The following is a 21,724-nucleotide window of genomic DNA, read 5'->3' as shown; positions in this document are numbered from 1 at the left end:
TGCCGCGCCGGGGGTCAGGCGGCCGGCACCGGCACGTCGGTGATCGACAGGTCGCGGAACCCGTGGTCGGTGAACACCTGCTGGAACGTCACCTGCAGGCTGCGCACCGCCTGGTCCACGGGGCCGTCGAGGGCGATCGTGCCCCGGACCGTCTGCCGGGCCGAGATCTGGCCGTCCCACTGGCTCTGCTGGCCGTCGGCGCCGTACGAGCGGCCGGTCGGGTCGGCGGCGCGGAACTCGTGGCCGGCGAGGGAGACGGTGGAGGTCTTGTTGTGCGCGGCGGCCAGGTGCAGCACCACGAGGCCGTTGTCGTAGCGGTCCACCTGCTCGACGGTGACCGTGATGCCGTCGGTGGAGCCGCGGCGGTTCGCCTTCGCCGACGCGACGAGCTTGGGCGGTGCGGCCTCGACGACGCGCAGGCTCGCCGACGCGGTACGCCCGGAGCGCAGGCCGGCGGCGAAGATGACGTACATGCCAGGCGACGCGCCCTCGTGGATGACCACGCTCACCCGGCCGTCGTCGTCGGCGGTCAGGTCCTGGATGACCTGGGCGCCTTCGCGGTCGGGCCGGTCGTTCCACGACAGGCGCACCGGCTCCTTGGACTCGAAGCCGCTCGCCTCGGCCGTGTACTGCCCGCCGATCGCGACGCTGTCCGCGCTCAGGTGCAGCTCGGCGGTCTCCTTCCCGGCTGAGGAGTCCTTCGACAGCATCGGCGCGAGCAGCGTCGCGGCACCGGCGATCACCGCGGCGGCCAGGACGGCCAGGGCACCGATCCGCGCGGCCTTCAGGGTCGGTCGCGGGTCGGGCGGCTCGTTGATCCTGACGTCGCCGCGGTTGGCGTAGACGCTGCCCGAGCCGCTGGCCCGGATGGTGTGGCCGTAGTTCGATCCTGCGGTTGGATCGTCGCGCGGCGGCGGTGGCGCATCGGTCACGGGAGAGCTCCGGAGTGGGCGATCGTCTGGCGGGCAGGCGGCCGTGGCGCGCGCCGGCTCCGGCCGGGGTCGCGACGGCCCAGCGCCACTGTGGCAGGGCGGGCGGACCCCGGTGCGGCAAAGCCGGGAGTTCACTCCGCGCGGTACAACCGAACGGCTGACGCCCCGGCGGTGACCTGTCCGTCAGAACGTTCCGATTTCGTACGGCGACACATGATGGGCCGCCGCAGGATGGAGGACGGATGGGTTATGACGTGTTCATCTCGGACGCGTCCGAGGACCGTGAGACCGTCACAACCCCGCTGGCGGTCGCGTTGCGGGCCATCGGTGCGGAGGTCTGGGTCGACTCGCATGCACTGGCGCTCGGCGACACGTTGCGGGCGGGCATCGACCGTGGGTTGAGCGAGAGCCGGTACGGCGTGGTGATCCTCAGCCGCGCGTTCTTTGAGAAGGCATGGACGCAACGCGAGCTCGCGGCCCTGGTCGCCCTGGAACGCGGGGACCGCAAGGTGATCCTGCCGGTCCTGCACGGGATGACCGTCGAGGAGCTGGCCCAGGAGCGTCTCGCCGGCCCGCAGTTGGTGGCGCTGGCGAACGAGATTCTGGCCGGTGATCGCTGACCATCAGGCTGGGCTGGCGGAGGACGGGCGTGGGGGTGGCGAAGTCGACATGACCGCCGGCGGCACCGTGGCAGAGGATCGCGGACGGCAACCGGTCGACCTGCTTCGCATCCCGGCAGATCATGGTCGTCCGACTGACCGATGGGCGGCCGGTTCGCAGCGTTCGGCCACGAGACCTGCCCGATTCACGGTGGGTCACGCCAGGTCCGCGTTGCTAGCGTGAGCCGGAAGAGATGGACGACCTCAGTTCCGAAGGGTCGATGGTCGTGAGTGGAAGCGATCTTTCCGGCGTCTTCTGTTGCGGCGTCCTGGTCGTGCTAACGGTTGGCGCGGTGGTCCATTTCGGTCGCGGTGGCCGGCGACGGCAGGCAGCCCCACCACCGGCAGATCCCACGTGGGGCGGCGCCGCGCAGGGTCTGCAAGTCCGGGTGTTCACCAACGCCGCGGACTTCGAGGAGGTCTTGAGAAGCGAGGCACCCGGCCGGATCGAGATCGAAATTCGCGAGTCGGACGCCGGACCCGGCGGATGGGCAACATACCCGGAGGCCGGATATCGGCGTAGCGCCGAGGTGCACGGATACACCCTGGCCGCGACGGAAGAGGGTGGCCGGCAGGCGAACTACGGCTGGATGGGGCCGGGTGACCGGTGGATGCGGATGAAGTTTCGCCGGCGCCCGGCTGCGCTCGACACCCACAGCGGTCACTCGATGCCACGCCCTGCCCGGGTGCCCGATCTTCCCGCCGCCGACGCACGGGACGTCATGGACTACGTCGATCGGGTCCTCGGTTGCGGCGGCAACCTGGAGGAGGCGAACGCCGCCGCCAAGCTGATCTTCGGTGCCTGCCCGGTCAGTGATCCGCACCGGCGGATCACCAGCCAGGGCGAGGTGAACGCGCTGCTGGAACGACCGTGGTGGTGGTTGCGCGACCTTGCCGCCGAGGCCGCGACGCGCGGCGACGCAGTCGTCGCGGCGAAACTGGCGCTGCTGTGCTTCCTGTGGAACCGGGTGCTGATCGCCGAGGATTCGAACATCCAGATGGGCGCGCTGGTGCAGGCTCCGGGCGAAGCCGAGGCAGCAATCTACGCTGCCGGCCTCCGTGCCATGCACCAACTGCCCGCCGACACCTGGCTCGGCGGCAATCTTCGCGGCCAGTTTCTGGTGGCGGACTCCCGCACGCGCGTGGCCGGCGGGCTCCTCGTGCTCCACGCCGAAGGCGTCCACGTCGATCCGGACGCGTACCGCGCGGCCCTGGAAATGACCAACGAATGACGACGGGAGACGCACAGTGGGGTTGTTCGGTCGTGACTCCGAGGCCAAGCGGTATCTGAGCACCGCACCGGCAGGCCAGCGCAAGGATCTCCTCGCCGCTGCGTGCATCAACCAGATCGCCCGTTTACCGGTCGCCGCATCGTCCGAATGGGGTGAGCCGGTCACGGACGTCTACGGGCTGCAGCCGGCGGCGCAGGTGGTGCGTGGCGTGCTGCGCCAAGACCAGTCCATGTACGCGTGGGTGGCCCGGACGACCATGGTCTTCTTGGACGCGACGTTGATGAACGGCGAGGGCGGCTGGCTGGACACCCTCGGGGTGGCGCTGTCGTCGGTCGGGTTCGAGCCAGGACCCTCGCTGCGGCCCGACCTGAAGGCCCGGCTCAGCGACGCCGTCCGGGAGCGCGTCGACGGCCTCTGCGGCTACAGCATGAACATCTTCTGGGCGGTCTCCCAGCAGCAGTTCGACGACGGTGACCGGGACCGGCGACTGTACCGGCACATGTTCGAGGACCCGGACCCACGTACCGCGGAGACCGCGCACGACATCACGGCCTGGGCGGCGGTCATCCTCGGCCGGCTGCGCAACTGCGACCTGGTCGCCGGCAACCGGTTCTACACCGACGAGTACCTGAACCCGCCCGCGATGGACGTCCCCGGCTGGTACCCGAACCCCTACAACTACGGCGCCGTCGTGCGCGGCGAGCCGGAGTTCCAGCGGGCCTGGAACGGCAGGGATTGGACCGACCGTATCCGGTTCCGGGTACACGGCTCCTGGGACGAGGACTCCAAGGCGATGCGGTCGGTGCCGGACAACTGATCAGTCCGAGGAGGTGAGCACCTCGATCAGCTGACGCACGCCGGTGTCCCAGTCCGCGCTCAGGTCGATGCACTGCAGGTGGTCCAGCCGCGTGGTCGCGTCGAAGACGATGTCGGGCAGCTTGCACGGTTCCAGGACCACGGGCACGAACCAGCGCCGGTCGAACGGCATCAGCTGCATCTCGTACACCGCCTGGCGAAGCTCCATGTTCATGTACGAGCGGTCCGTGTGGCTGTACCGCGGTGAGAAGCAGGCGACGAAATAGACACCGTCCTGGATCGCCTGGTGGATCTCGCGGCGCCAGTCGGCGGCCGGTCGGACGTCGGATCGGTCCAGCCACACGTCGACGCCGGCGGCGCGAAGACGGGCGACGACCCGGTCGACGATCGTCGCGTCTTCGCGCATGTACGAGATGAAGACCCTGCGCTGCGCCAATGTGGACTCCCTCGCGTTCCAGCGGGCGCCCGGCACCGGGCGGGACACCTCCGTCGGTTCGCCGCGTGGGCGGCGAGGGCGCGCCGAGGACGCCAGCAGCTGTGGCAGCGGCAACCGTTGCAGCAGCCCTTGGCACATGTCGCGGGTGGTTTCCACGTCGAACAGTTTCTCGGTGCTGCGGCCCAGTTCGGTGCGTTCGGGCAGGTGCGTGCATGCCTCGAACCCGTTCAGCACCAGCGTTGCGGCGAAGCGCGAGGGCGTCAGTCCGAGCCCGTACGACGTCACCGAATGATCCAGATCGACGTGGTGCAGATTCCAGCGGATGGTGCCGAGCGCGGCGGTCGCGGCAAAGGTGTAGTCCGCCGCGAACAGCGCGCCGGTGCTGAGCTCTGCCAGCCACTCCCAGGCTTGATCAGGCCGCCGTCCAGCGGACTGCAGCGCCGCCAGGAACTGGCGCACGGCCGGCAGCACGGCAGCGACCGTGGTCGCGGCGATGAGCCGGCCGACCGCTCCTCGGATCTCCACGGACGCCTCGGGTGCGGCCGATACCGCAACGGTCTCGCTGCCGATGGGTGACCAGACCTGGTAAGGGCTGGCGATCCGCGAGCGGACGGCCCGCGGGACCGGGTGATGGAGCGCAAGCTCGTCGAGGCGCTTGAGCACGTCGGCGGCAGCCTGCGGCGCCAGGTCGCGGCAGCCGATCGCGAACTGGGCGAACTCCTGCGCGAGCCGGCTCAGCGGCATCCGGCGTGCGCGCCACGCCTGCTCGATGCCGTCCAGGATTTCCAGCCATCGTCCGACCAGGTCCTGCGCGAGCGCCGGGCCGTCCGGCTCGCAGCTGCTGATACTCGCGGCAGCCATCAGGCGCTCGGCCGGTTCGGTCCGCGAAGCGGTCATCGGCGGCGGCGCGTCACACCATCGTGGGCTGGTGTGCCGGCGCTGCGCGCCGGGCGTCCGGAAGCCGACCGGGAGGGCGGGTTCGATGGTGCCGCGGTCGATGTCCACGATTGCGGCGGCATGTACCCCGCCGCGACGCAGTTGCTCGACGCCGGCCGGGCCCACCGACGCGGTCACCAGCGCCACCCCTGCGCTCGACATGGACAACTCGCGGACGCGTAACGGCAGGCCGGTCGTCGACCGCAGGTCGCAGCGCAGGCTCAGGGCCTCGGTGGCCAGGTCGTAGTCGTACACGTTGACCCGACCTGTCCCGGGCTCCGGCCGCATGACGATCATCGCGTTGACGCCCGCGGACGGGTTCCAGCTCACCGCCGCGGAACGGATGTCGAGTTGGATCACCATCCCGTCGCTCGCCCGCACCAGCAGGTTCGTGCCCGACGCCCAGTCGCAGAGGTGGATGTAGCGCCCGTCCGGGCCGTACGCCACCTCGGTGAAGTCCAGACGGGCCGGCGCGGGGAAACCGGCAATCATGCGGCGGGTGCCGAGCGCCAGTTCGTACTCCCAGAGCAGGTACTTCGCCATCCCGTTGTGGTCGGTGAGGTGGCCGAGGCGTTCCTCGAGGAAGCAGATCCGCGACCCGTCCGGCGCGAAGGACACCGTCCCGGCCGTGCACACCGGGCTCATCATCTGCGGGGCGGAGGAGCCGAACTGCTGGATGTACAACTGCGCGGAGAAATGCGGCTTGCTGGCGAACGGTGAGCCGCCGTTGAACATGAGATGGGACGCGTGGTCGCGCACCCAGTGCGTACCTTCCGGAAGCCCCACCGCTTCAGCCAGCGGTTCCCGGCAGAACGCCCACAATCCGGCGCCGGCGTGTGCGACTCCCATCCGGTCGGTGTAGTCGCGGTGCGTCACCGGCCGGCCGGTGTCATCGACGACGACGGAGGGAGCGAGATGGCCGCGTTCGTCGGCGACCTTGAAGAAGACACTCAGCGCCTCGTAGCCACTGATCGGCTCGTCGACCAGCACGGACTCTCCGACCACAAACTCGGTCAATGCCGCATCCCATCTCCCGATCCGCCCCAGCGTAGTTGCCCTGCGTGGATGCGCGGGAGGTCCCACGTCTGCAGACGGAACTGACCGCACGACTGCCCCGGCCGCTCGCCACAAGCGGCGGCCGGGGCACTCGGCGCGTGCTGCCGGATGTCAGTCGAGCTGGGCCCAGTCGAGGTGGTGCGCGCCGAGACCGCGGATGGCGGCGAGCAGGCCGAGCCGGTTGGCGCGCACCGCCGGGTCGGGGTCCATCACCAGCACGTCGTCGAAGAACGTGTTGACCGGTTCGACGAGCGCGGCGGCCAGGTCGGCGAAGCGGCCGAGGTCGGCGGTGTCGCCGAGCTCGACCCGCGTCTTGGCCACCGCGTCGTGCAGCGCGAGCTCGGCGGGTTCCCGCAGCTCGTCCGGAGCGTAGGCGGCCGGGGTACCGGCGGGGACGATGCGCACGACCCGCTGGACCGCCTGCACCAGCGCACCGAACGCGGGGTCGGTGACGCGCCGCTCGAGTTCTTCGAGGGTGGCGTCGGCGTGCGCGGGGGTGACCGCCAGCGGCAGGACCGCCTGGATCAGCCGGTGCTCGTGGCCGGCGTCGAGCAGCTGCTGCTCGTAGCGGCGCACGATGAACTCCGTCGCCGCCGTGACGACGTCGCCGGCCGGCACGGGCTGCCGCTGCGCGGCCGCCGCCAGGGCGTCCGGGACGGTGACCGCGGCGAGGGCCGGCTGGCCGCGCAGGATGCTCACGACGCCGAGGGCGGCGCGGCGCATCCCGAACGGGTCGGAGCTGCCGGTCGGGGTGGCACCGACGGCGAACAGCCCGGCGAGCAGGTCGAACCGGTCGGCCAGGGCGAGCAGCGCACCCGCGGGCGTGGCGGGCGTGATGTCGCCAGCCTGCCGGGGCAGCTCCGCCTCGAACACCGCGGTGGCGACCGGTGCCGGCTCCCCGGCGCGCAGCGCGTACTCGCGGGCCATGACCCCGGCGAGGCTGGACAGTTCGGTGACCATCTGCGAGGACAGGTCGAACTTCACCAGCGCCCCGGCCCGGCGCAGCGTCGCCAGGTCGTCGCCGGAGAGGCCGACGCGGTCGGCGAGCACGGCGGCGAGCGCGGCGATGCGGTCGGCGCGGTCGGCCATGGAGCCGAGCCGCTCGGCGAAGGTGAGCCGGCCGATCGCGGCCCGCAGCTGCTCCACCGGCACGGTCAGGTCGGCCCGCCAGAAGAACGCGGCGTCCTCATAGCGGGCGCGGAGCACGGCCTCGTTCCCGGCGCGGACCTGGTCGATGTCGCACTGGCCGTTCGCGACGGCGACGAAGTGCGGCAGCAGCCCGCCGTCGGCGTCGCGGACCGGCAGGTACCGCTGGTGTTTGCGCATGACGGTGGTGAGGATGTCGGCGGGCAGGTCCAGGTAGCTCGGGTCGAAGCCGCCGAGGATCGCGGTCGGCGCCTCGACCAGGTTGGTGACCTCGTCGATGAGCTTCGCCTCGCCGGTGACGTCGACGACGCCGCCGACCTGCGCGGCCAGCGCGCCCGCGGCCTCGATGATGCCGCTGCGGCGCAGTGCGGCGTCGGCGACGACCCCGTGCGCGGTGAGGGTGTCGAGGTACGCGTCCGCGGCCGGGACGTCGACGTGCGGCTGCGCGGCGGTGCGGTGCACGGCGGTGGTCCGCCCGGCGGTCAGGTTCGCCACGGTGAACGGCACGACGTGCGCGCCGAGCAGCGCCACGATCCAGCGGATCGGCCGGGAGAACGACAGCCCAGGGGCGTTCCAGCGCATGTTCTTCTCGGCCTGCAGGCCGGTGACCACACCGGGCAGGACCTCGGCGAGCACGGTCGCGGCGGTGCGCCCGATGACGTGCTGGACGACCGCCACGTGGCTCACCCCGTCGACGTCGACCTGCTGCAGGTCGGCCACGTCGACGCCCTTGCCGCGGGCAAAGCCGAGCACGGCCTTGGTCGGCTTCCCCTCGGCGTCGTAGGCGGCCGACAGGCGCGGACCGCGGACCTGCCGGTCGTGGTCGTCCTCGCGCGGCGCGACCCCGGCGATGACGGCGGCGACCCGGCGTGGCGCGCCATAGACGGTGATGTCGCCATGGCCGAGCCGGGTCCCTGCCAGCGCAGACGTCAGTGCGGCCCGGAGCGCTTCGGCGGTACGGGTGACCTCGGCCGGCGGCAGCTCCTCCATGCCGATCTCGAACACCACGGTCGACGGGCCGTCCACGACCGGCAGTTCGCCCGTCACCGGCCGCGCGGCCGCCTGCGCCGCCAGGCCGAGCGGGTGCCCGGCCTCCTCGCGGCGCAGCGTCCACAGCTTCGCGACCTCACCGGCGAGCCGGCGCATCTGCCCGAACGCGCGGGCCCGTTCGGTCGGCGAGATCGCCCCGCGGGCGTCCAGCACGTTGAACGCGTGGCTGCACTTGAGCACGTAGGTGTTCGCCGGGATCGGCAGCCCCGCGTCGATCATCCGGCGGGCCTCGGCGGCGTACGTGTCGAACAGCGTCTGGTTCGCGGCCACGTCGGCGTCGTCGAGGTAGTAGCGGCTCATCTCGTACTCGGCCTGGCCGAAGACCTCGCCGTAGCTGACGCCGTCGGCGTAGACGATGTCCTTGAAGTGGCTGACCCCCTGCAACGCCATCAGGATGCGTTCCATGCCATAGGTGATCTCGACCGACACCGGGTCCAGGTTCAGCCCGCCGGCCTGCTGGAAGTAGGTGAACTGGGTGATCTCCAACCCGTCCAGCCACACCTCCCAGCCCAACCCCCACGCACCCAACGCCGGCGAGGCCCAGTTGTCCTCGACGAACCGCACGTCGTGCGCGGCGACGTCGACCCCGATCGCGGCCAGACTGCCCAGATACAGTTCCTGCGCGTTGCCGGGCTCCGGCTTGAGAATCACCTGGAACTGGGTGTGGGTCTGAATCCGGTTCGGGTTCTGCCCGTACCGCGCGTCGTCGGGGCGCACGGACGGCTCGACGTACGCCACCTTCCACGGCTCCGGCCCGAGCACCCGCAGAAACGTCGCCGGGTTCAGCGTGCCCGCTCCGACCTCGGTGTTCATCGGCTGCACGGTTAGACAGCCATGACCGGCCCAGTATTTGGTCAGCGCGAGCAGCGCATCCTGCATAGACAGCACGTGAGACCCCAAAGGCTCTTGGCTGCAGCGGGTTGCCACAACCACCTGAAAAGAACAAATGGCGCGGCGCGCCCCAAGCGATCCTACCGATCCCGCAGGCCGTTCCTGACACCGCCGACGCGCTCGCAGCATGATGACCGGAGGACATATGTGTACGCACCATGCACGAGATATTCCACTCAACTAGAGTCTAGTGCAGTGGAGTAGAATCTACTAGAGTCCAGCTGAGTGCAGTGCACTATGTTCAGTGCAGACCCTTCGCACCAAGGATTCCCCCGTGTGACGCAACGCCGATGTAGATCCGGCGATGCACCTTGTCGTAGCCCACGCGGACCGAAGGAGGCACCGGTGACGACGCCAGGGGCGGTGCAGCTCGCCCAAAGGCTGCGCGACCTGCGCGCCGCCGCAGGGCTGACTCAGGAGGAGCTCGCCGACGCGTTCTCCCACGACGGGCGACGGGTAAGCGCCGGTGCAGTGTCTTCCTGGGAGCGACTGAAACGCCCGGAGCCATTGCCGGAAAGCAGGCTCGAGCCCTACGCCCGCCTACCTACGCTGCACGGATCTCCTCCGCGGCTCGTTTCGCTCGCCGAGCTCACGACCGAACAGCAGGCGGCACACGATCAACTCCTTGAGGAACTCGGGGCTCTCCTCGAGCAGGCACGCGGAGGATCGACCGCGGCCGAGGCGGTCAGGGTCGCAAGCTACCGGTCGTGGTATTTCGCTGATGACGGCCCCGTCGTGATCATCGCGCCCGACGCGCCGACGCCCGCCCAAGGGCCGCTGTCGGATGAGTTTAACCCCAATTACACCGCATTGCACCGGTATGCCGATCAGGACGCACTGATCGAACTTTATGGACATATCCGGGCGGAGAATGACCCGAGCCTTCCAGTCTTCTTCAAGCAGGCGTCGAGAGTCACCGCCGACGACCTGTCCGGCCATCTGGTCCTGCTTGGCGGTATCGCCTGGAACCCGGTCACCCGCCGGCTGCTACGCCAACTGTCCCGCCTGCCGGTCCGACAGGTCGAAATCCCCGAACTGGTCACCGGTGAGATCTTCGCTGTCGGCCACGGCACCGCCGAGCGGCGCTTCATGCCCGTCTGGTCGCGGTCCGAGGACGGCGCGCAGCGCGACCTCGAGGAGGACGTCGGATTACTGGCGCGAGTGGCCAACCCCTTCAACTCCAGCCGAACCCTGACATTGTGCAACGGCATCCACAGCCGCGGGGTCTTGGGAGCGGTTCGGACCTTGACCGACGCCCGAATCCGCCAGTCGAACGAGGCCCTTCTCGCGCAGCGCTTCCCCAAGGGCGAGTACGGCATCCTCGTACGAGTCCCTGTCTTCCATGGCGAGGCTCTCTCGCCCGATCTCCAGGATCCGGCGAACATTCTCTACGCCTGGCCCGAACATTCACAGCTTCGACCCGGAGCGGGCGGTCCACCAGGGCGATACGACTAGATCACTCACTCACGGAAATATCACAAATCCTGTTATCATCGTCGCACGACTATGCCCGATGAATAGCATCGACTGAGATCACGTTTACGCATTTCGGCTGAGCTAGGCGACCTCCGTTGAGGGGAGACGATACGTGGGCGCGGTCGAATCAATCGCGGAGAACCTGTTAGCCGCAGGAATCGGCAGTGGTCTCGTTGCAGGATGGCGGGTTGCAAGGACCAGGCGAGGCTCCAAGTACACCCGCGCGATGTGGGCGCCGTTCCTCAATGCCGATTCATGCATCATTGAGGGTACGCTGAGCCCGGCCGTGCTCTATGAAACCCTTCCCGCGTCGGTGCCACCCGAAAAGCGTGACCTCGTCATCGAGCTACTCCCCTTTATCGAGCGCCACCTCGCCGATCAGGAAAGCTCCGGCCTCATGGGCCGGGGCGACCACGAGGCGATCGTTCGAATTCAGGCAGGACTCGCGCGCGTCGGCCTTCGGGCGGTCCTTCCCGTCAAGTCCGCCGACAGTTTAGGCGAGGAACGCCGCAAGAATCTAATCGTGGTAGGTGGACCAGATGTGAACTCGGTGACAAAGGACCTCCTTGCACGACTTCGCTGCGGCGTAACCGTACTACAGAACGACAATAATCGAAACGCCGTCAGGGACCTGGTTCATGGACAAAACTATCTGGTAGCGAGTGACGCCACGGAGATACGCGACTACGGGATTCTCGTGAAAGCGCCGAGCCCATACCAAGAAGGCCGCCACGTGATCATCACCGCCGGCGCACATGGCTATGGCTGCATCGCCGCGGGACACCTAGCGGTCACCGCGGAGCGGCACATGTACCGGCTCAGCAGAGATTACCCGCAGGGGTTCGAGTGCGTCGTCTATCATCGGCGCTCCCGCGACAGTTCGAACGTCGCAGAGGAGAATGCGATCGTGTTGGAGAGACCGATCGGTGGTGGCAGTTGACGGAGCCGTCGAGACGCCTGCTCGGGCAAGCCTCGTCAAGGTCCTGGCAGGAGCCGGTATGACGCTGAGTACTGCCTTGCGCCCGTCGTCCGGTCAGCGGTCTCACCACGACCGGCTCCTTCGCAGGCTCGACTGGCACTCAGAGGCCCAGCCGTCGGGCCGGCCGATTGATGCGATCATCGTCCCGGCAGCCCGACGGGCACAGCACCTGAGCGGTCCCGTCGATCTCGCTGGCCGGTATGGCGCCACACTTGTCGTCCTCGCCTCCCATCAATGCGACATCCAGGAGGCGGCCGAACTGGTGGCCCGCACGCCCGGCAGTGGACGGGCCGTGCTCGCGCATGTGTCGTCCGGACGAACCCCGATGACTTCCACCCCGACGTGGGACGACTTCGACGTTCGACAGCTCGCGACCTCAGCAGACGAATTCCGCGAGCTCAGCGGCGACCGGACGAGCAACCTCAGCCTGAAACGCAATCTCGGTCTGCTGCTCGCCCGCTACCGCAACTGGCGCAAGATCATGTTTCTGGACGACGACATCATCGACATCGCCCCGGAGCATGTCCACCGGATCGCTCAGCACCTCGACGCCAATCGTTTCGCCGGCCTCAAGACCGTGCATTTCCCCGACAATTCCGTGGTCTGCCACGCCAACCGCCTCATCGGCCAGCCGCAGGGCATCTTCGTCAGCGGGGCCGCGCTCGGCGTCAACACATCCGAGGGCGTCGACCTGCAGGTGTTCCCCGATGTCTACAACGAGGACTGGTTCGCGTTTGCCGCGGAAGCCCACACCGCAGGTGTCGCTCACGTCGGCAACGTGCGGCAACTCGAGTACAACCCCTTCGAGAACCCGCTGCGAGCCTCCTTCGAGGAATTCGGCGACCTCCTCGCCGAGGGCCTCTACGCACTGTTCAACGACGGCTACAGCCTGAACCGGGCGACCGAGTCGTACTGGACGCATTTCATCGACGCGCGCCACCAGTTCGTCGAAGATGTCCGCACGCTCCTTGCAATGTACGAGACACACGAACGGGTCCAGGCCGTGAAGTCGCTGCAAGAGTCCCGGGACCGACTGGAAAACATCCGGCCCTGGCACTGCGGGGCATTCCTGGATGCCTGGCAACACGACCGCTACCGGTTCGCTCAAGCGAGCCGCCGGATCAGCAGGCACCGCTACGCATACGAGGACGCCTTCGCGGCGCTCGGAGTGAAGCGCTGGCAGGAGGTGCGCTTCGGGGTCGTCAGGATGCCGACCACCGCGTCGAACAGTCCAGGCGGAGCGCGCCGCTGAGCCGCAACCGGCAAACGAGTGTAAATGCGCTCCCCCGGCGGCTTCGGTGGCAGCCACAGGTCTCGCGCCAGGTCCGGGACCGGGCGCGGAGGGCGGCGTGCTCGCCCGGCAACGGTTCCGGCGCGTCGACGAAGACCAGGCGGGTCAGGCGGCCCGCGCACCGGCGGGCGGGATCATTGACTTTTGCGGCCGACAAGCGGAGAAACACACCGATGAGTGGCACGCCGTTCGACGTCGACGCCTTCCTTGCCCGGCCCCTGGTCGCCCGCATCGCGACGAACGGCCCGACGGTGCGGCCGGTCTGGTACCTGTGGGAGGACGGCGCGTTCTGGGTCCTCACCGGGCCGTGGACGAAACTGTTCCACCGGGTCCGCGCCGACCCCGCCCTCGCCCTGATCGTCGACGAGTGCGACCTGGCCACCGGCGTCGTCAGGCAGGTCATCGCCCGGGGCCGCGGCGAGCTCGTGCCGTTCGACGTCCCGCGCGGCCGCCGCAAGCTCGTCCGGTACCTCGGCCCGGATGAGGGCCGCTGGGACGAGCGGTTCCGCGGGTACCTCTACGACGACCCGCAGACTCGAGGGACGATGTGGCTGCGGGTCCCCGCCGAATCCATGATCGTCGAGGACTTCAGCTACTCCGCCTGAGCGGCCGGCCGCACACTGGGTCCATGGCGATGCGGTTCGTCCACCGGGACGTGGCAGTGGCCGGCACGAGCATGCACTACCTCGGCTACCACCTCGCCGATCACGTCGCTCACCTCGAGGCGTTCCTCGCCGCGCTCGACCTGCACGACATCGTGTTCGTGGCGCACGACTGGGGGGTGGCGCTCGCCCTGGAGTACCTGCGCCGGCACCCGAAGCGGGTCGCGGCGGTCGCGTTCATGGAAGGGCACCTCCGGCCGCTGCCGGACTGGTCGGACTTCGACGCCGGCGGCCGGGAGCTGTTCCAGCGGCTGCGCACGCCCGGCGCCGGCGAGCAGCTGGTGCTGGAGGAGAACCTCTTCCTCGACGTCGTCCTGCCGACCGCGACCCGGCGCCCCCTCGACGCCACCGACCTCGCGGAGTACCGCCGGCCGTACCCGACGCCCCGGTCCCGCCTGCCGCTGCTGCAGTGGACGCGGGAGATCCCGATCGGCGGCGAGCCGGCCCGCACCGCCACTTCGATGGCCGGCGCCTGGGCGAACCTCGTCGCGTCACCGGTGCCGAAGCTGCTGATCCACGGCGGCGCCGGGGTCGTGCTGGGCGCGGACAAGGTCACCATGTGCCGGTCCGAGCTGTCCGACCTCACCGTCGTGGACGCCGGCGACGCCGGCCATTTCCTGCCCGAGGACCGCCCCCACGCCGTCGCCGCGGCGCTGTCGTCGTGGCTCGCGCGGGTCAGCAGGACTTGACGACGCGCAGCGAGACGAGCGCGGCGATCGGCTGGATCACCGCACGGCCCAGCTCCTCGGATCCCTGCAGGGTGAACGGCCGGATCCGGCCCGGCACAGGACGCGGCACACCGGCCGGGTAACCGCCATATGGTGACGACGACCAATGTCTGGCGATTCCTTGATCGGCTCTGCAGAGGCGACCGGCGCATTGCCGATCTCATTGACACTGCTCAGTGCAACTCGGTAGCGTGTCCGTGAGCGACACATCGTTTACGCACCGACACAATGCTCCGCGTGCGATTCTCGTCACATACGTGTGCGGTCCATTCCGGCATACGGGGAAACGGAGCGAAACGTTCACATGGCCAGCGACTGTCACGCGTCCGGCGGCGAAGGGCAGCACGAACACGGGATGTCCGGGCCGGTCTTCACCGTCGGCGGGCCGACCGCATACGACGACGTGGTGCGGTTCACCGCCGCGGTCCGGGCGCTGCACCCGTTGCCGGAAATGCCGCACCCCGATTTCCTGCTGTTTCAGACCCTGCATCTCACGGCGGAACTGCTCTGGTACAACATGCATTTCGACATCGTCCGCGCCGCCGACGATCTGGGCCGCCGCGATTATCGCTCCGCGCATCGTCTGGTGCGCCGCGCGACAGAGTTGCAACGGCTGACGGTGACGCATCTCAACCAGGTCCGGTCCGGCATTCCGCAGACGGAGTTCCTGCAGATCCGGGCGAGCCTCCCGGACGGCGGCAGCGGCCTGGACTCCCCCGGCATGCGCAATCTGCAGAAAGCGTGCCGGCATTTGTGGCGCTGTTTCACCGCGGCGATGGCGTCCGACGGCGTGGCGTGCGAGACGGAGCTGCTGGAGGCCGGCACGATCCACCCGGACCTGGGGGCGGTCGCGCTGGAGATGCTGGAGCTCGACGACGCGATGCTCGGCTGGCAGCAGGAGCACCAGCGCATGGTGTGGGCCCGCCTCGGCGGCCATCCGACCCTGCGCGCGCTGCCGGACGCCCACGGCCAGGGCGGCGGGCCGGTCAGCCTGACCGGCCGCTCCGTCGAGGTGCTCGACCGGTTCGTCGCGCACATGCGGTTCCCGCGTCTCTGGCAGGCGGTGCAGCGCTACCACGAATCCATGGCCGGTCGCCCGGTCGAGACCGCGGACCAGGCCCAGAAAGGTTGTCGCGCATGACGAGCACCGCCTGGCGGCCACCGCAGGAGCTGCCGTTCCACTGGCACGTGTACGACGTCGGGCACCTGCTGCCCGCCGGCTGGGCCGAGGCCCTGCTCGACGTGGCCCGCGAGCATGCGGTCCGCCGGGTCTTCCGGCCGACCATGGCCACGGCCCGCGAGGTCGCCGACGCGCGGCTGCCGATGCACAGCGTCGACGGCGAGGTCCTGCGGCGTGCCGCGCCGTGGACGCATCAGCTGTACCACGGATGGTTCAAGGAACTCGGCGAACGCACGGTCGACGAGAAGCTGCAGGAGACCAGCAGCGACAACCGCGCGCTCAGCCTCAACATCCAGGACGGGATCACGATGCGATACCCGTGCCACGTCGACAGCAACCCGATGCAGGGCCTGCTGTACCTCACCTCCTGCACCGAGGAGACCGGCGGCGCCCTCGTCGTCGCCCGCGACCGCACCGCCCGCGACGTCACCGCCGTCGACGCGGACGCCGTGCGCATCTACCCGACGAAGGGCCAGCTGTACTTCTTCGACGCCCGCCGGCACGCCCACTACGTGGAGCCGCTGCGCCGCGCCGACGCCTTCCGGGCCGTCTTGACGATGAACTACTACTCGCCGTCGTGCCCGGAGACGGTCCGCCCCGCCGGCCTGGACGAGCAGCTCTTCGGCCGGTGACCTCAGCCGGTGCCGGCGGAGTCGAGCAGCTGGGCGAGGTGGACGGCGGGGCGGTCGCGCAGGTCGGCGACCTGGGTGCGGCAGGAGAAGCCGTCGGCGAGGACGACCGCGTCCGGGGCCGCGTCCAGGGCCGGCAGCAGGTGCTGCTCGGCCACCGCGACCGAGACCTCGTAGTGGCCGATCTCGACGCCGAAGTTGCCGGCCAGGCCGCAGCAGCCGGCCAGCCGCCGTACCTTCGCGCCGGTGGACTGCAGCAGGTCGGCGTCGGCCTTCCAGCCGAGGACGGCGTGGTGGTGGCAGTGCGGCTGGGCGATGACGTCGACGCCGGACAGGTCCGGCGGCGTCCAGCCGGGGGTCTGCGCGAGCAGCTCCGCGAGGGTCCGCACCGCACCGGCGACCGCCGCCGCGTCCTCGTCGCCGGGCAGCAGCTCGTGGATGTCGGAGCGGAGCACCGCCGTACACGACGGCTCGATGCCGACCACCGGGATGCCGGCGCGGGCGTCGGGGGCGAGCGCCGCGACGGTCCGGGACAGGATCTTCCGGGCCTCGTCGAGCTGGCCGGTGGTGATCCAGGTCAGGCCGCAGCACACCGCCCCGGACGGGAGTCTGGGTTCGTAGCCGGCGGCGCGCAGCACGCGGACGGTGGCCTGGGCGGCCTCCGGGGAGAAGGCGTCGGAGAACGAGTCGGCGAACAGGATCACCGGCGTGCCACCGGGCTGCGGCTGGAACGTCCGGCGGAACGGGTGCCGCGCGAACGCCGGGACGGTCCGCCGCTTGTCGACGCCCGCCAGCCACAGCAGGAGCCGGCCGAGCAGCGGCAGCCGGATGCCCAGGTTCGCCAGCCTTGGTGTCCGCCCGGCCAGCCGCGCCCAGAACGGCAGCTTGCCGAGGGTGTAGTGCGAGCGTGGGCGCAGCCGGCCACGGTACGTCTGGTGCAGCACCTCGGACTTGTACGTGGCCATGTCGATGCCGGTCGGGCAGTCCGAGGCGCAGCCCTTGCAGGACAGGCACAGGTCGAGGGCGTCGTGCACGGCCGGGTCGGACCATGCGAGCTCGCCGCGGACGACCTCCTGCAGCACCCGGGCGCGGCCGCGGGTGGAGTCCTTCTCCTCGCGGGTGGCCAGGTAGGAGGGGCACATGACGCCACCGGCGGCGGAGTTGTCGGCGCGGCACTTGCCGACGCCGGTGCACCGGTGCACCGCCTGGGCGAGGTCGCCGCCGTCGTGCGGGTACGCCATCGCCAGGGCCTTGAGCGGGAACCGGCCGGCGGGGCGCACGTCGGCGTCGACCGGGTCCGGGTCGACCAGGACGCCGGGGTTGAGCAGGTTGCCCGGGTCGAAGGCGCGCTTGACGCCGGCGAACAGCGCGATCGCGTCGGGTGAGTACATGTGCGGCAGCAGCTCGGAGCGGGCCCGGCCGTCGCCGTGCTCACCGGACAGCGAGCCGCCGAACTCGCCGACGAGCTTGGCGGCGTCGGTGAGGAAGTCGCGCAGGATCTTCGTGCCGTCCGGCTCGTCGAGCGGGAAGTCGAGGCGGACGTGCATGCAGCCGTCGCCGAAGTGCCCGAACGGCGCGGACGTCAGCTTGTACGAGGCGACGAGCTCGTCGAACCGGGCCAGGTAGGCGCCGAGGCGCTGCGGCGGGACGGCGGCGTCCTCCCAGCCGGGCCAGGCGGGACGGTCCGACGGGGCGCGGCCCGCCAGGCCCGCGCCGTCCTCGCGGATGCGCCACAGCTGCGCCTGGGTGACGGGGTCGGTGACGACCAGCGCGTCGTCGCCGATGCCGGCGGCGGCGAGAATCTGGGCCCGCGACTCGACCTCGCCGAGGTCGTCGCCGGCCAGCTCGACGAAGAGCCAGGCGCCACCGCCCGGCAGTGGCGGGACGGCGTTGGCGCCGCGCCGGGCCCGCAGCACGTCGATCAGCCGCGAGTCGAGGCCCTCGCAGGACGTGGGGCCGTGCGCGACGACGGCCGGGGCGGCCTCGCCGGCGGCCACGATGTCGCGGAAGCCGAGGACCACCACGACCCGGACCGGGGCGTCGACGACGAGCTTCACGGTCGCCTGGGTGATGACGGCGAGGGTGCCTTCGGAGCCGACGAGCGCCTGGGTGAGGTCGAACCGCTCGGGCAGCAGGTGCTGCACGGCATACCCGGACACCTGCCGGCCGAACCGGTCGAACTCGGTGCGGGCGGTGGCCAGGTGCTTCCCCACGGCCGCACGCACGGCGTCGACGGTCGACTCCGCACCCCGCGCGAACGGTTTGCCGTCGTAGCCGGTGACGAGGCGCTCCCCCGCGGCCGTCAACAGTTCCAGCCCTGCCACGTTGTCCGAGGTACGCCCGTACGCCAGCGAACGGGAACCGCAGGCGTTGTTGCCGATCATCCCGCCGATCGTGCACCGCGGGTGCGTCGAGGGGTCCGGTCCGAACCGCACGCCGTGCGGCATGACGGCCTTCTGCAACACGGCGTGCACGGTGCCGGGCTCCACGACCGCGGTCCGGGCCTGCGGGTCGACGGCGAGGACGCGGTTGAGGTGCCGGGAGAAGTCCAGCACGATCCCCCGGCCCACGGCGTTGCCGGCCACGGACGTGCCGGCGCCGCGGGACGTGAGCGGCACCCCGGTCTCGCGGGCGACGGCGAGCGCCGCGGCGACCTCGTCGACGTGCCTGGGCCGGACCACCGCGAGCGGCAGGATGCGGTACAGCGAGGCGTCCGAGGAGTACATGCCGCGCGTGCCGGCGTCGGCGCGGACCTCAAGTCCGGCCTTCTCCAGCGCCGCCACCACGTCGTTCATAGGTAACATGTTACTCATGCCGTCGCTCCGCCTGCCGCAGGAGGCCCCTTCCCTCGCCGACGCCGTCGCCCAGGCGGTCCGCGACGGCATCGCCGCCGGCGAGCTCGTGCCGGAGCGGACCTACTCCGTCTACCAGCTCGCGGAGCTGCTCGGGGTGTCGCGCAGCCCGGTCCGCGAGGGGATGCTCCGCCTCGCCGAGGCGGGCCTGGTCGTGATCCAGCGCAACCGGGGCTTCCGCGTCACGCCGCCCCGGGCGCACGACATCCAGGAGATCATCGAGATCCGCCTCGCCCTGGAGCCGCCGGCCGCCCGCAAGGCCGCGCTGTGCGGTACCGACGCGCAGCATGCCGCCATCCGAGCGGCCCTCGAGGCCATGGCGGCCGCCGCCGACCACGACGACGAGGCGGCCTTCTGGCCGGCCGACCGGGAGCTGCACGACCTGTTGCTGCGCGCCGCCGCGAACACCCGAGCCGCCGCCATCGTCGCCCAGCTGCGCTCCACCACCGCCCTGCTCGGCCCGCCCACCACCGCCAGCGGCCGCACCCTGACCCAGATCCACGCCGAGCACGAGCCGGTGGTCACAGCGGTCCTCGCCCGCGACGGCGCCGCCGCCGAGACCGCCATGCGCACCCACCTCGAGGCGACCGGACACCTGCTGACCGCGCACCTCCCCACGCGGACGGCGGCGCCGTGACCCCGTCGGGCGATCAGCGCCCGGGACCTGCCTGAGACCTGCGGAGCCGGGCGATGACGCGCAGCACCTCGTCGCGGTGCTTCGCCGCCGTGAGCCACGCCGGCAGCCGGGCCACGAGCGTCAGGCCGGGCCGGTCCGTGGCCCGCTCCCGCAGCCTCGCGGCGACGTAGTCCTCCAGCAGCGTCAGATGCGTGTCGTTGAAGGCCCACAGCGTCCGCCCGCCGCAGCACTGCGCCGTCAGCCACAGCGGCAGCCGGAAGAACGGATCGACCGGCCCGCCCCAGAGCGAAGCACCGTCCGCCGGCGCCCAGGACGCTGACGACCCACAGGCCGTACACCCGAACCGCCGCGACCACGACGACACCGGCGACCCGTCGACCCGCCGAGGCGTGACCACGGCCCGGGAACCGCACCGCGGGCACACCACGCCGATGTCCTGCGCCGCGAGCTCATACAGCCCGGTCCCTGGATCCCGGAACCTGCCCTCCACCACCACGCCAGCATCGCAGAGTGCCTCGCCACCGGATGCTTCCCGGCAGCGACTGCATTCACCCGGACACGAGAATCCGGGCGAGATCTTCGTGCTCGGGCCCGGGCCCACCTCGACACATGCTTTCTGTTCTGAGTAGGCCGGAATAGGGAGGAATCCATTGTGACCACGGACCTCATGCGTTTCGACGCGACCGAGCTCGCCGAGCTGATCCGCACCAAGAAGGCTTCCTCGGTCGAGGTGGTTCAGGCGCACCTGCGTCGTATCGAGGCCGTGAATTCGAAGGTCAACGCCGTCGTCACGGTCGCGGACGGTGCGCTGGACGCCGCGAGGGCGGCAGACGAGCAGCTCGCGGCGGGTGGGCAGGTGGGGCCGCTGCACGGTGTGCCGTTCACGGTCAAGGACTCGTTCGACACCGCAGGTGTGCTGACCCAGCGCGGTTCGCCGATCTTCGCTGGGCGTGTCCCGGACCTGGACGCCACCAGCGTGGCGCGCATGAAGCACGCGGGTGCGATCCTCCTGGCGAAGACCAACCTCCCGGAGTTCGCGTATTGGATCGAGTCCGACAACCTCCTGACGGGCAGGACGAACAACCCCTGGAACCTCGACCTCAGCGCCGGCGGTTCCAGCGGCGGGGAATCCGCGGCGATCGCGGCTGGGATGTCACCGCTCGGCATCGGCAGTGACCTGTCCATCTCGCTGCGCGGGCCGGCGGCAGACACCGGCATCGCGGCCCTCAAACCAACGCACGGGCGGATCCCGATGACGGGAGCCTGGCCGCGGGAGCCGCGTCGTGACTGGCACGCCGGTCCCATGGCCCGCAGCATCCGCGACCTCGCACTGGCGTACTCGTTGCTGTCCGGTCCCGACGGCGCCGACGGCTTCGCGACCGTCCCGCGCGAGTTCGACGCCGGCGTGGGTGCCTCGCCGGTCCGGCCCGTCCGCCTCGGCTGGCTGGTCGACTCGGGACTCGGTCCGGTCGACGCCGAGGTCGCGGCAACTGTTCAGGATGCCGCCGATGCCCTGCAGGACGCGGGGATCCGCGTTGATGCCGTGAGCATCCCGGCGCTCGAGCGGGACAACCCCCTCGAACTCTTCACCCGGCAGCACGTCATGGAGATGAAGCCGGTGATGCGGGAGGTCACCGCGGGCCACGAAGACGAGATGTTCACGTACTCCACGACCATGCTCGCCACACCTGACACCTCCGTGCAGGACTACGTCCTGGCCGAGCAAGGCATCGAGCGGCTCCGGGACGGTTTCGCGGACTACTTCCAGCGGTACGACGCGCTCCTGCTCCCGGTCACGACGATCCCCGCGCACAAGCATGGGCTCACGCAGTTCACGCTCGACGGCCGCACGATGGAGGCCTTCCACGTGAGCTCAACGACCGTCCCGTTCAACCTGACGGGACTCCCGGCCCTGTCCATGCGGTTCGGCACGACCGGCGACGGCATGCCCATCGGGGTGCAGCTGGCCGCCAGCTGGTACGCGGAGTCGACGATCCTGTACCTCGCCACGCTGCTGGAATCCTTGAGCCCGGTGCGCGAACAGCACCCCGCACTCTGACGAGGAGGCCGGCGGCGGGCGCGCCCCCCCCCGGCCGCGCGGTGGGGGGGCAGCCGGGTGAACTGGACACCGGTGAG

Annotated in this window: 18 protein-coding genes; 12 read left to right on the top strand and 6 right to left on the bottom strand. The window is 70.3% G+C overall.

Features of this window, described 5'->3' with window-relative positions; genetic code table 11:
- Nucleotides 1-14: 14 nt before the first annotated feature.
- A complete protein-coding gene (locus AB0K00_RS48570) occupies nt 15-932 on the bottom strand; it encodes a hypothetical protein (protein WP_363536939.1) in 918 nt (305 codons plus the stop codon).
- A gap of 242 nt (nt 933-1,174) precedes the next feature.
- Between AB0K00_RS48570 and AB0K00_RS48565 the strand changes: the two genes are divergently transcribed.
- The 3 genes from AB0K00_RS48565 to AB0K00_RS48555 all read left to right on the top strand — a co-directional run bounded on the left by AB0K00_RS48565 (nt 1,175) and on the right by AB0K00_RS48555 (nt 3,640).
- Complete coding sequence (locus tag AB0K00_RS48565) at nt 1,175-1,552, top strand: toll/interleukin-1 receptor domain-containing protein (protein ID WP_363536936.1); 378 nt, start codon at nt 1,175-1,177, stop codon at nt 1,550-1,552.
- A gap of 233 nt (nt 1,553-1,785) precedes the next feature.
- The gene (locus tag AB0K00_RS48560; protein ID WP_363536933.1) at nt 1,786-2,823 is read left to right on the top strand and encodes a hypothetical protein; all 1,038 of its coding nucleotides are present in this window, start codon (nt 1,786-1,788) and stop codon (nt 2,821-2,823) included.
- Nucleotides 2,824-2,839: 16 nt separating this feature from the next.
- A complete protein-coding gene (locus tag AB0K00_RS48555; protein ID WP_363536931.1) occupies nt 2,840-3,640 on the top strand; it encodes a hypothetical protein in 801 nt (266 codons plus the stop codon).
- On the opposite strand, the gene AB0K00_RS48550 is transcribed toward AB0K00_RS48555, so the two are convergent.
- Both AB0K00_RS48550 and AB0K00_RS48545 read right to left on the bottom strand, forming a co-directional pair.
- Nucleotides 3,641-6,028, bottom strand: coding sequence for a toll/interleukin-1 receptor domain-containing protein (locus AB0K00_RS48550; protein ID WP_363536928.1), 2,388 nt, complete (start codon nt 6,026-6,028; stop codon nt 3,641-3,643).
- A 150-nt stretch (nt 6,029-6,178) separates the two neighbouring features.
- Complete coding sequence (locus AB0K00_RS48545; protein WP_363536925.1) at nt 6,179-9,151, bottom strand: glycine--tRNA ligase; 2,973 nt, start codon at nt 9,149-9,151, stop codon at nt 6,179-6,181.
- A 348-nt stretch (nt 9,152-9,499) separates the two neighbouring features.
- Here AB0K00_RS48545 and AB0K00_RS48540 point away from each other — a divergent pair, with 348 nt between their 5' ends.
- The 5 genes from AB0K00_RS48540 (at nt 9,500) to AB0K00_RS48520 (ending at nt 14,251) form a co-directional block, all read left to right on the top strand.
- Complete coding sequence (locus AB0K00_RS48540; RefSeq protein WP_363536922.1) at nt 9,500-10,609, top strand: helix-turn-helix domain-containing protein; 1,110 nt, start codon at nt 9,500-9,502, stop codon at nt 10,607-10,609.
- A 133-nt stretch (nt 10,610-10,742) separates the two neighbouring features.
- The gene (locus AB0K00_RS48535; RefSeq protein ID WP_363536919.1) at nt 10,743-11,570 is read left to right on the top strand and encodes a hypothetical protein; all 828 of its coding nucleotides are present in this window, start codon (nt 10,743-10,745) and stop codon (nt 11,568-11,570) included.
- Nucleotides 11,571-11,628: 58 nt separating this feature from the next.
- A complete protein-coding gene (locus tag AB0K00_RS48530; protein WP_363536917.1) occupies nt 11,629-12,861 on the top strand; it encodes a hypothetical protein in 1,233 nt (410 codons plus the stop codon).
- Nucleotides 12,862-13,073: 212 nt separating this feature from the next.
- Nucleotides 13,074-13,505: a pyridoxamine 5'-phosphate oxidase family protein gene (locus AB0K00_RS48525; protein WP_363536914.1), complete on the top strand. Its 432-nt coding sequence runs from the start codon at nt 13,074-13,076 to the stop codon at nt 13,503-13,505.
- Nucleotides 13,506-13,528: 23 nt separating this feature from the next.
- Entirely contained in the window at nt 13,529-14,251 is a 723-nt protein-coding gene (locus AB0K00_RS48520) for an alpha/beta fold hydrolase (RefSeq protein WP_363536911.1), read from the top strand.
- Here the strand turns inward: AB0K00_RS48520 and AB0K00_RS48515 are convergent.
- A complete protein-coding gene (locus AB0K00_RS48515; protein WP_363536909.1) occupies nt 14,238-14,360 on the bottom strand; it encodes a hypothetical protein in 123 nt (40 codons plus the stop codon). The genes AB0K00_RS48520 and AB0K00_RS48515 overlap by 14 nt on opposite strands.
- Before the next feature lie 189 nt (nt 14,361-14,549).
- Here AB0K00_RS48515 and AB0K00_RS48510 point away from each other — a divergent pair, with 189 nt between their 5' ends.
- Together AB0K00_RS48510 and AB0K00_RS48505 are read left to right on the top strand one after the other, a co-directional pair.
- Nucleotides 14,550-15,431 carry a hypothetical protein gene (locus AB0K00_RS48510; RefSeq protein ID WP_363536907.1) on the top strand — a complete coding sequence of 294 codons (882 nt, stop codon included), beginning with the start codon at nt 14,550-14,552 and terminating at the stop codon, nt 15,429-15,431.
- Entirely contained in the window at nt 15,428-16,102 is a 675-nt protein-coding gene (locus AB0K00_RS48505; protein ID WP_363536904.1) for a 2OG-Fe(II) oxygenase, read from the top strand. The genes AB0K00_RS48510 and AB0K00_RS48505 overlap by 4 nt, the downstream gene beginning before the upstream one ends.
- 2 nt (nt 16,103-16,104) lie before the next feature.
- Here AB0K00_RS48505 and AB0K00_RS48500 read toward each other — a convergent pair whose 3' ends face one another.
- Nucleotides 16,105-18,894 (bottom strand): FAD-binding and (Fe-S)-binding domain-containing protein, encoded by a 2,790-nt coding sequence (locus AB0K00_RS48500; RefSeq protein ID WP_363536901.1) that lies wholly within the window; start codon nt 18,892-18,894, stop codon nt 16,105-16,107.
- A gap of 16 nt (nt 18,895-18,910) precedes the next feature.
- Between AB0K00_RS48500 and AB0K00_RS48495 the strand changes: the two genes are divergently transcribed.
- A complete protein-coding gene (locus AB0K00_RS48495; protein ID WP_363536898.1) occupies nt 18,911-19,588 on the top strand; it encodes a GntR family transcriptional regulator in 678 nt (225 codons plus the stop codon).
- 13 nt (nt 19,589-19,601) lie between these two features.
- On the opposite strand, the gene AB0K00_RS48490 is transcribed toward AB0K00_RS48495, so the two are convergent.
- Nucleotides 19,602-20,081 carry a hypothetical protein gene (locus AB0K00_RS48490; protein WP_363536895.1) on the bottom strand — a complete coding sequence of 160 codons (480 nt, stop codon included), beginning with the start codon at nt 20,079-20,081 and terminating at the stop codon, nt 19,602-19,604.
- Nucleotides 20,082-20,240: 159 nt separating this feature from the next.
- On the opposite strand from AB0K00_RS48490, the gene AB0K00_RS48485 reads away from it, so the two are divergent.
- A complete protein-coding gene (locus tag AB0K00_RS48485) occupies nt 20,241-21,647 on the top strand; it encodes an amidase (protein WP_363536892.1) in 1,407 nt (468 codons plus the stop codon).
- Nucleotides 21,648-21,724: the final 77 nt, after the last annotated feature.

Origin of the sequence: Dactylosporangium sp. NPDC049525 (assembly GCF_040676755.1) — a bacterium.
In the GTDB taxonomy this organism is placed as follows: domain Bacteria; phylum Actinomycetota; class Actinomycetes; order Mycobacteriales; family Micromonosporaceae; genus Dactylosporangium.
Note: the sequence above shows the minus strand (reverse complement) of the source record. Positions and strands in the feature narration are given on the sequence as shown.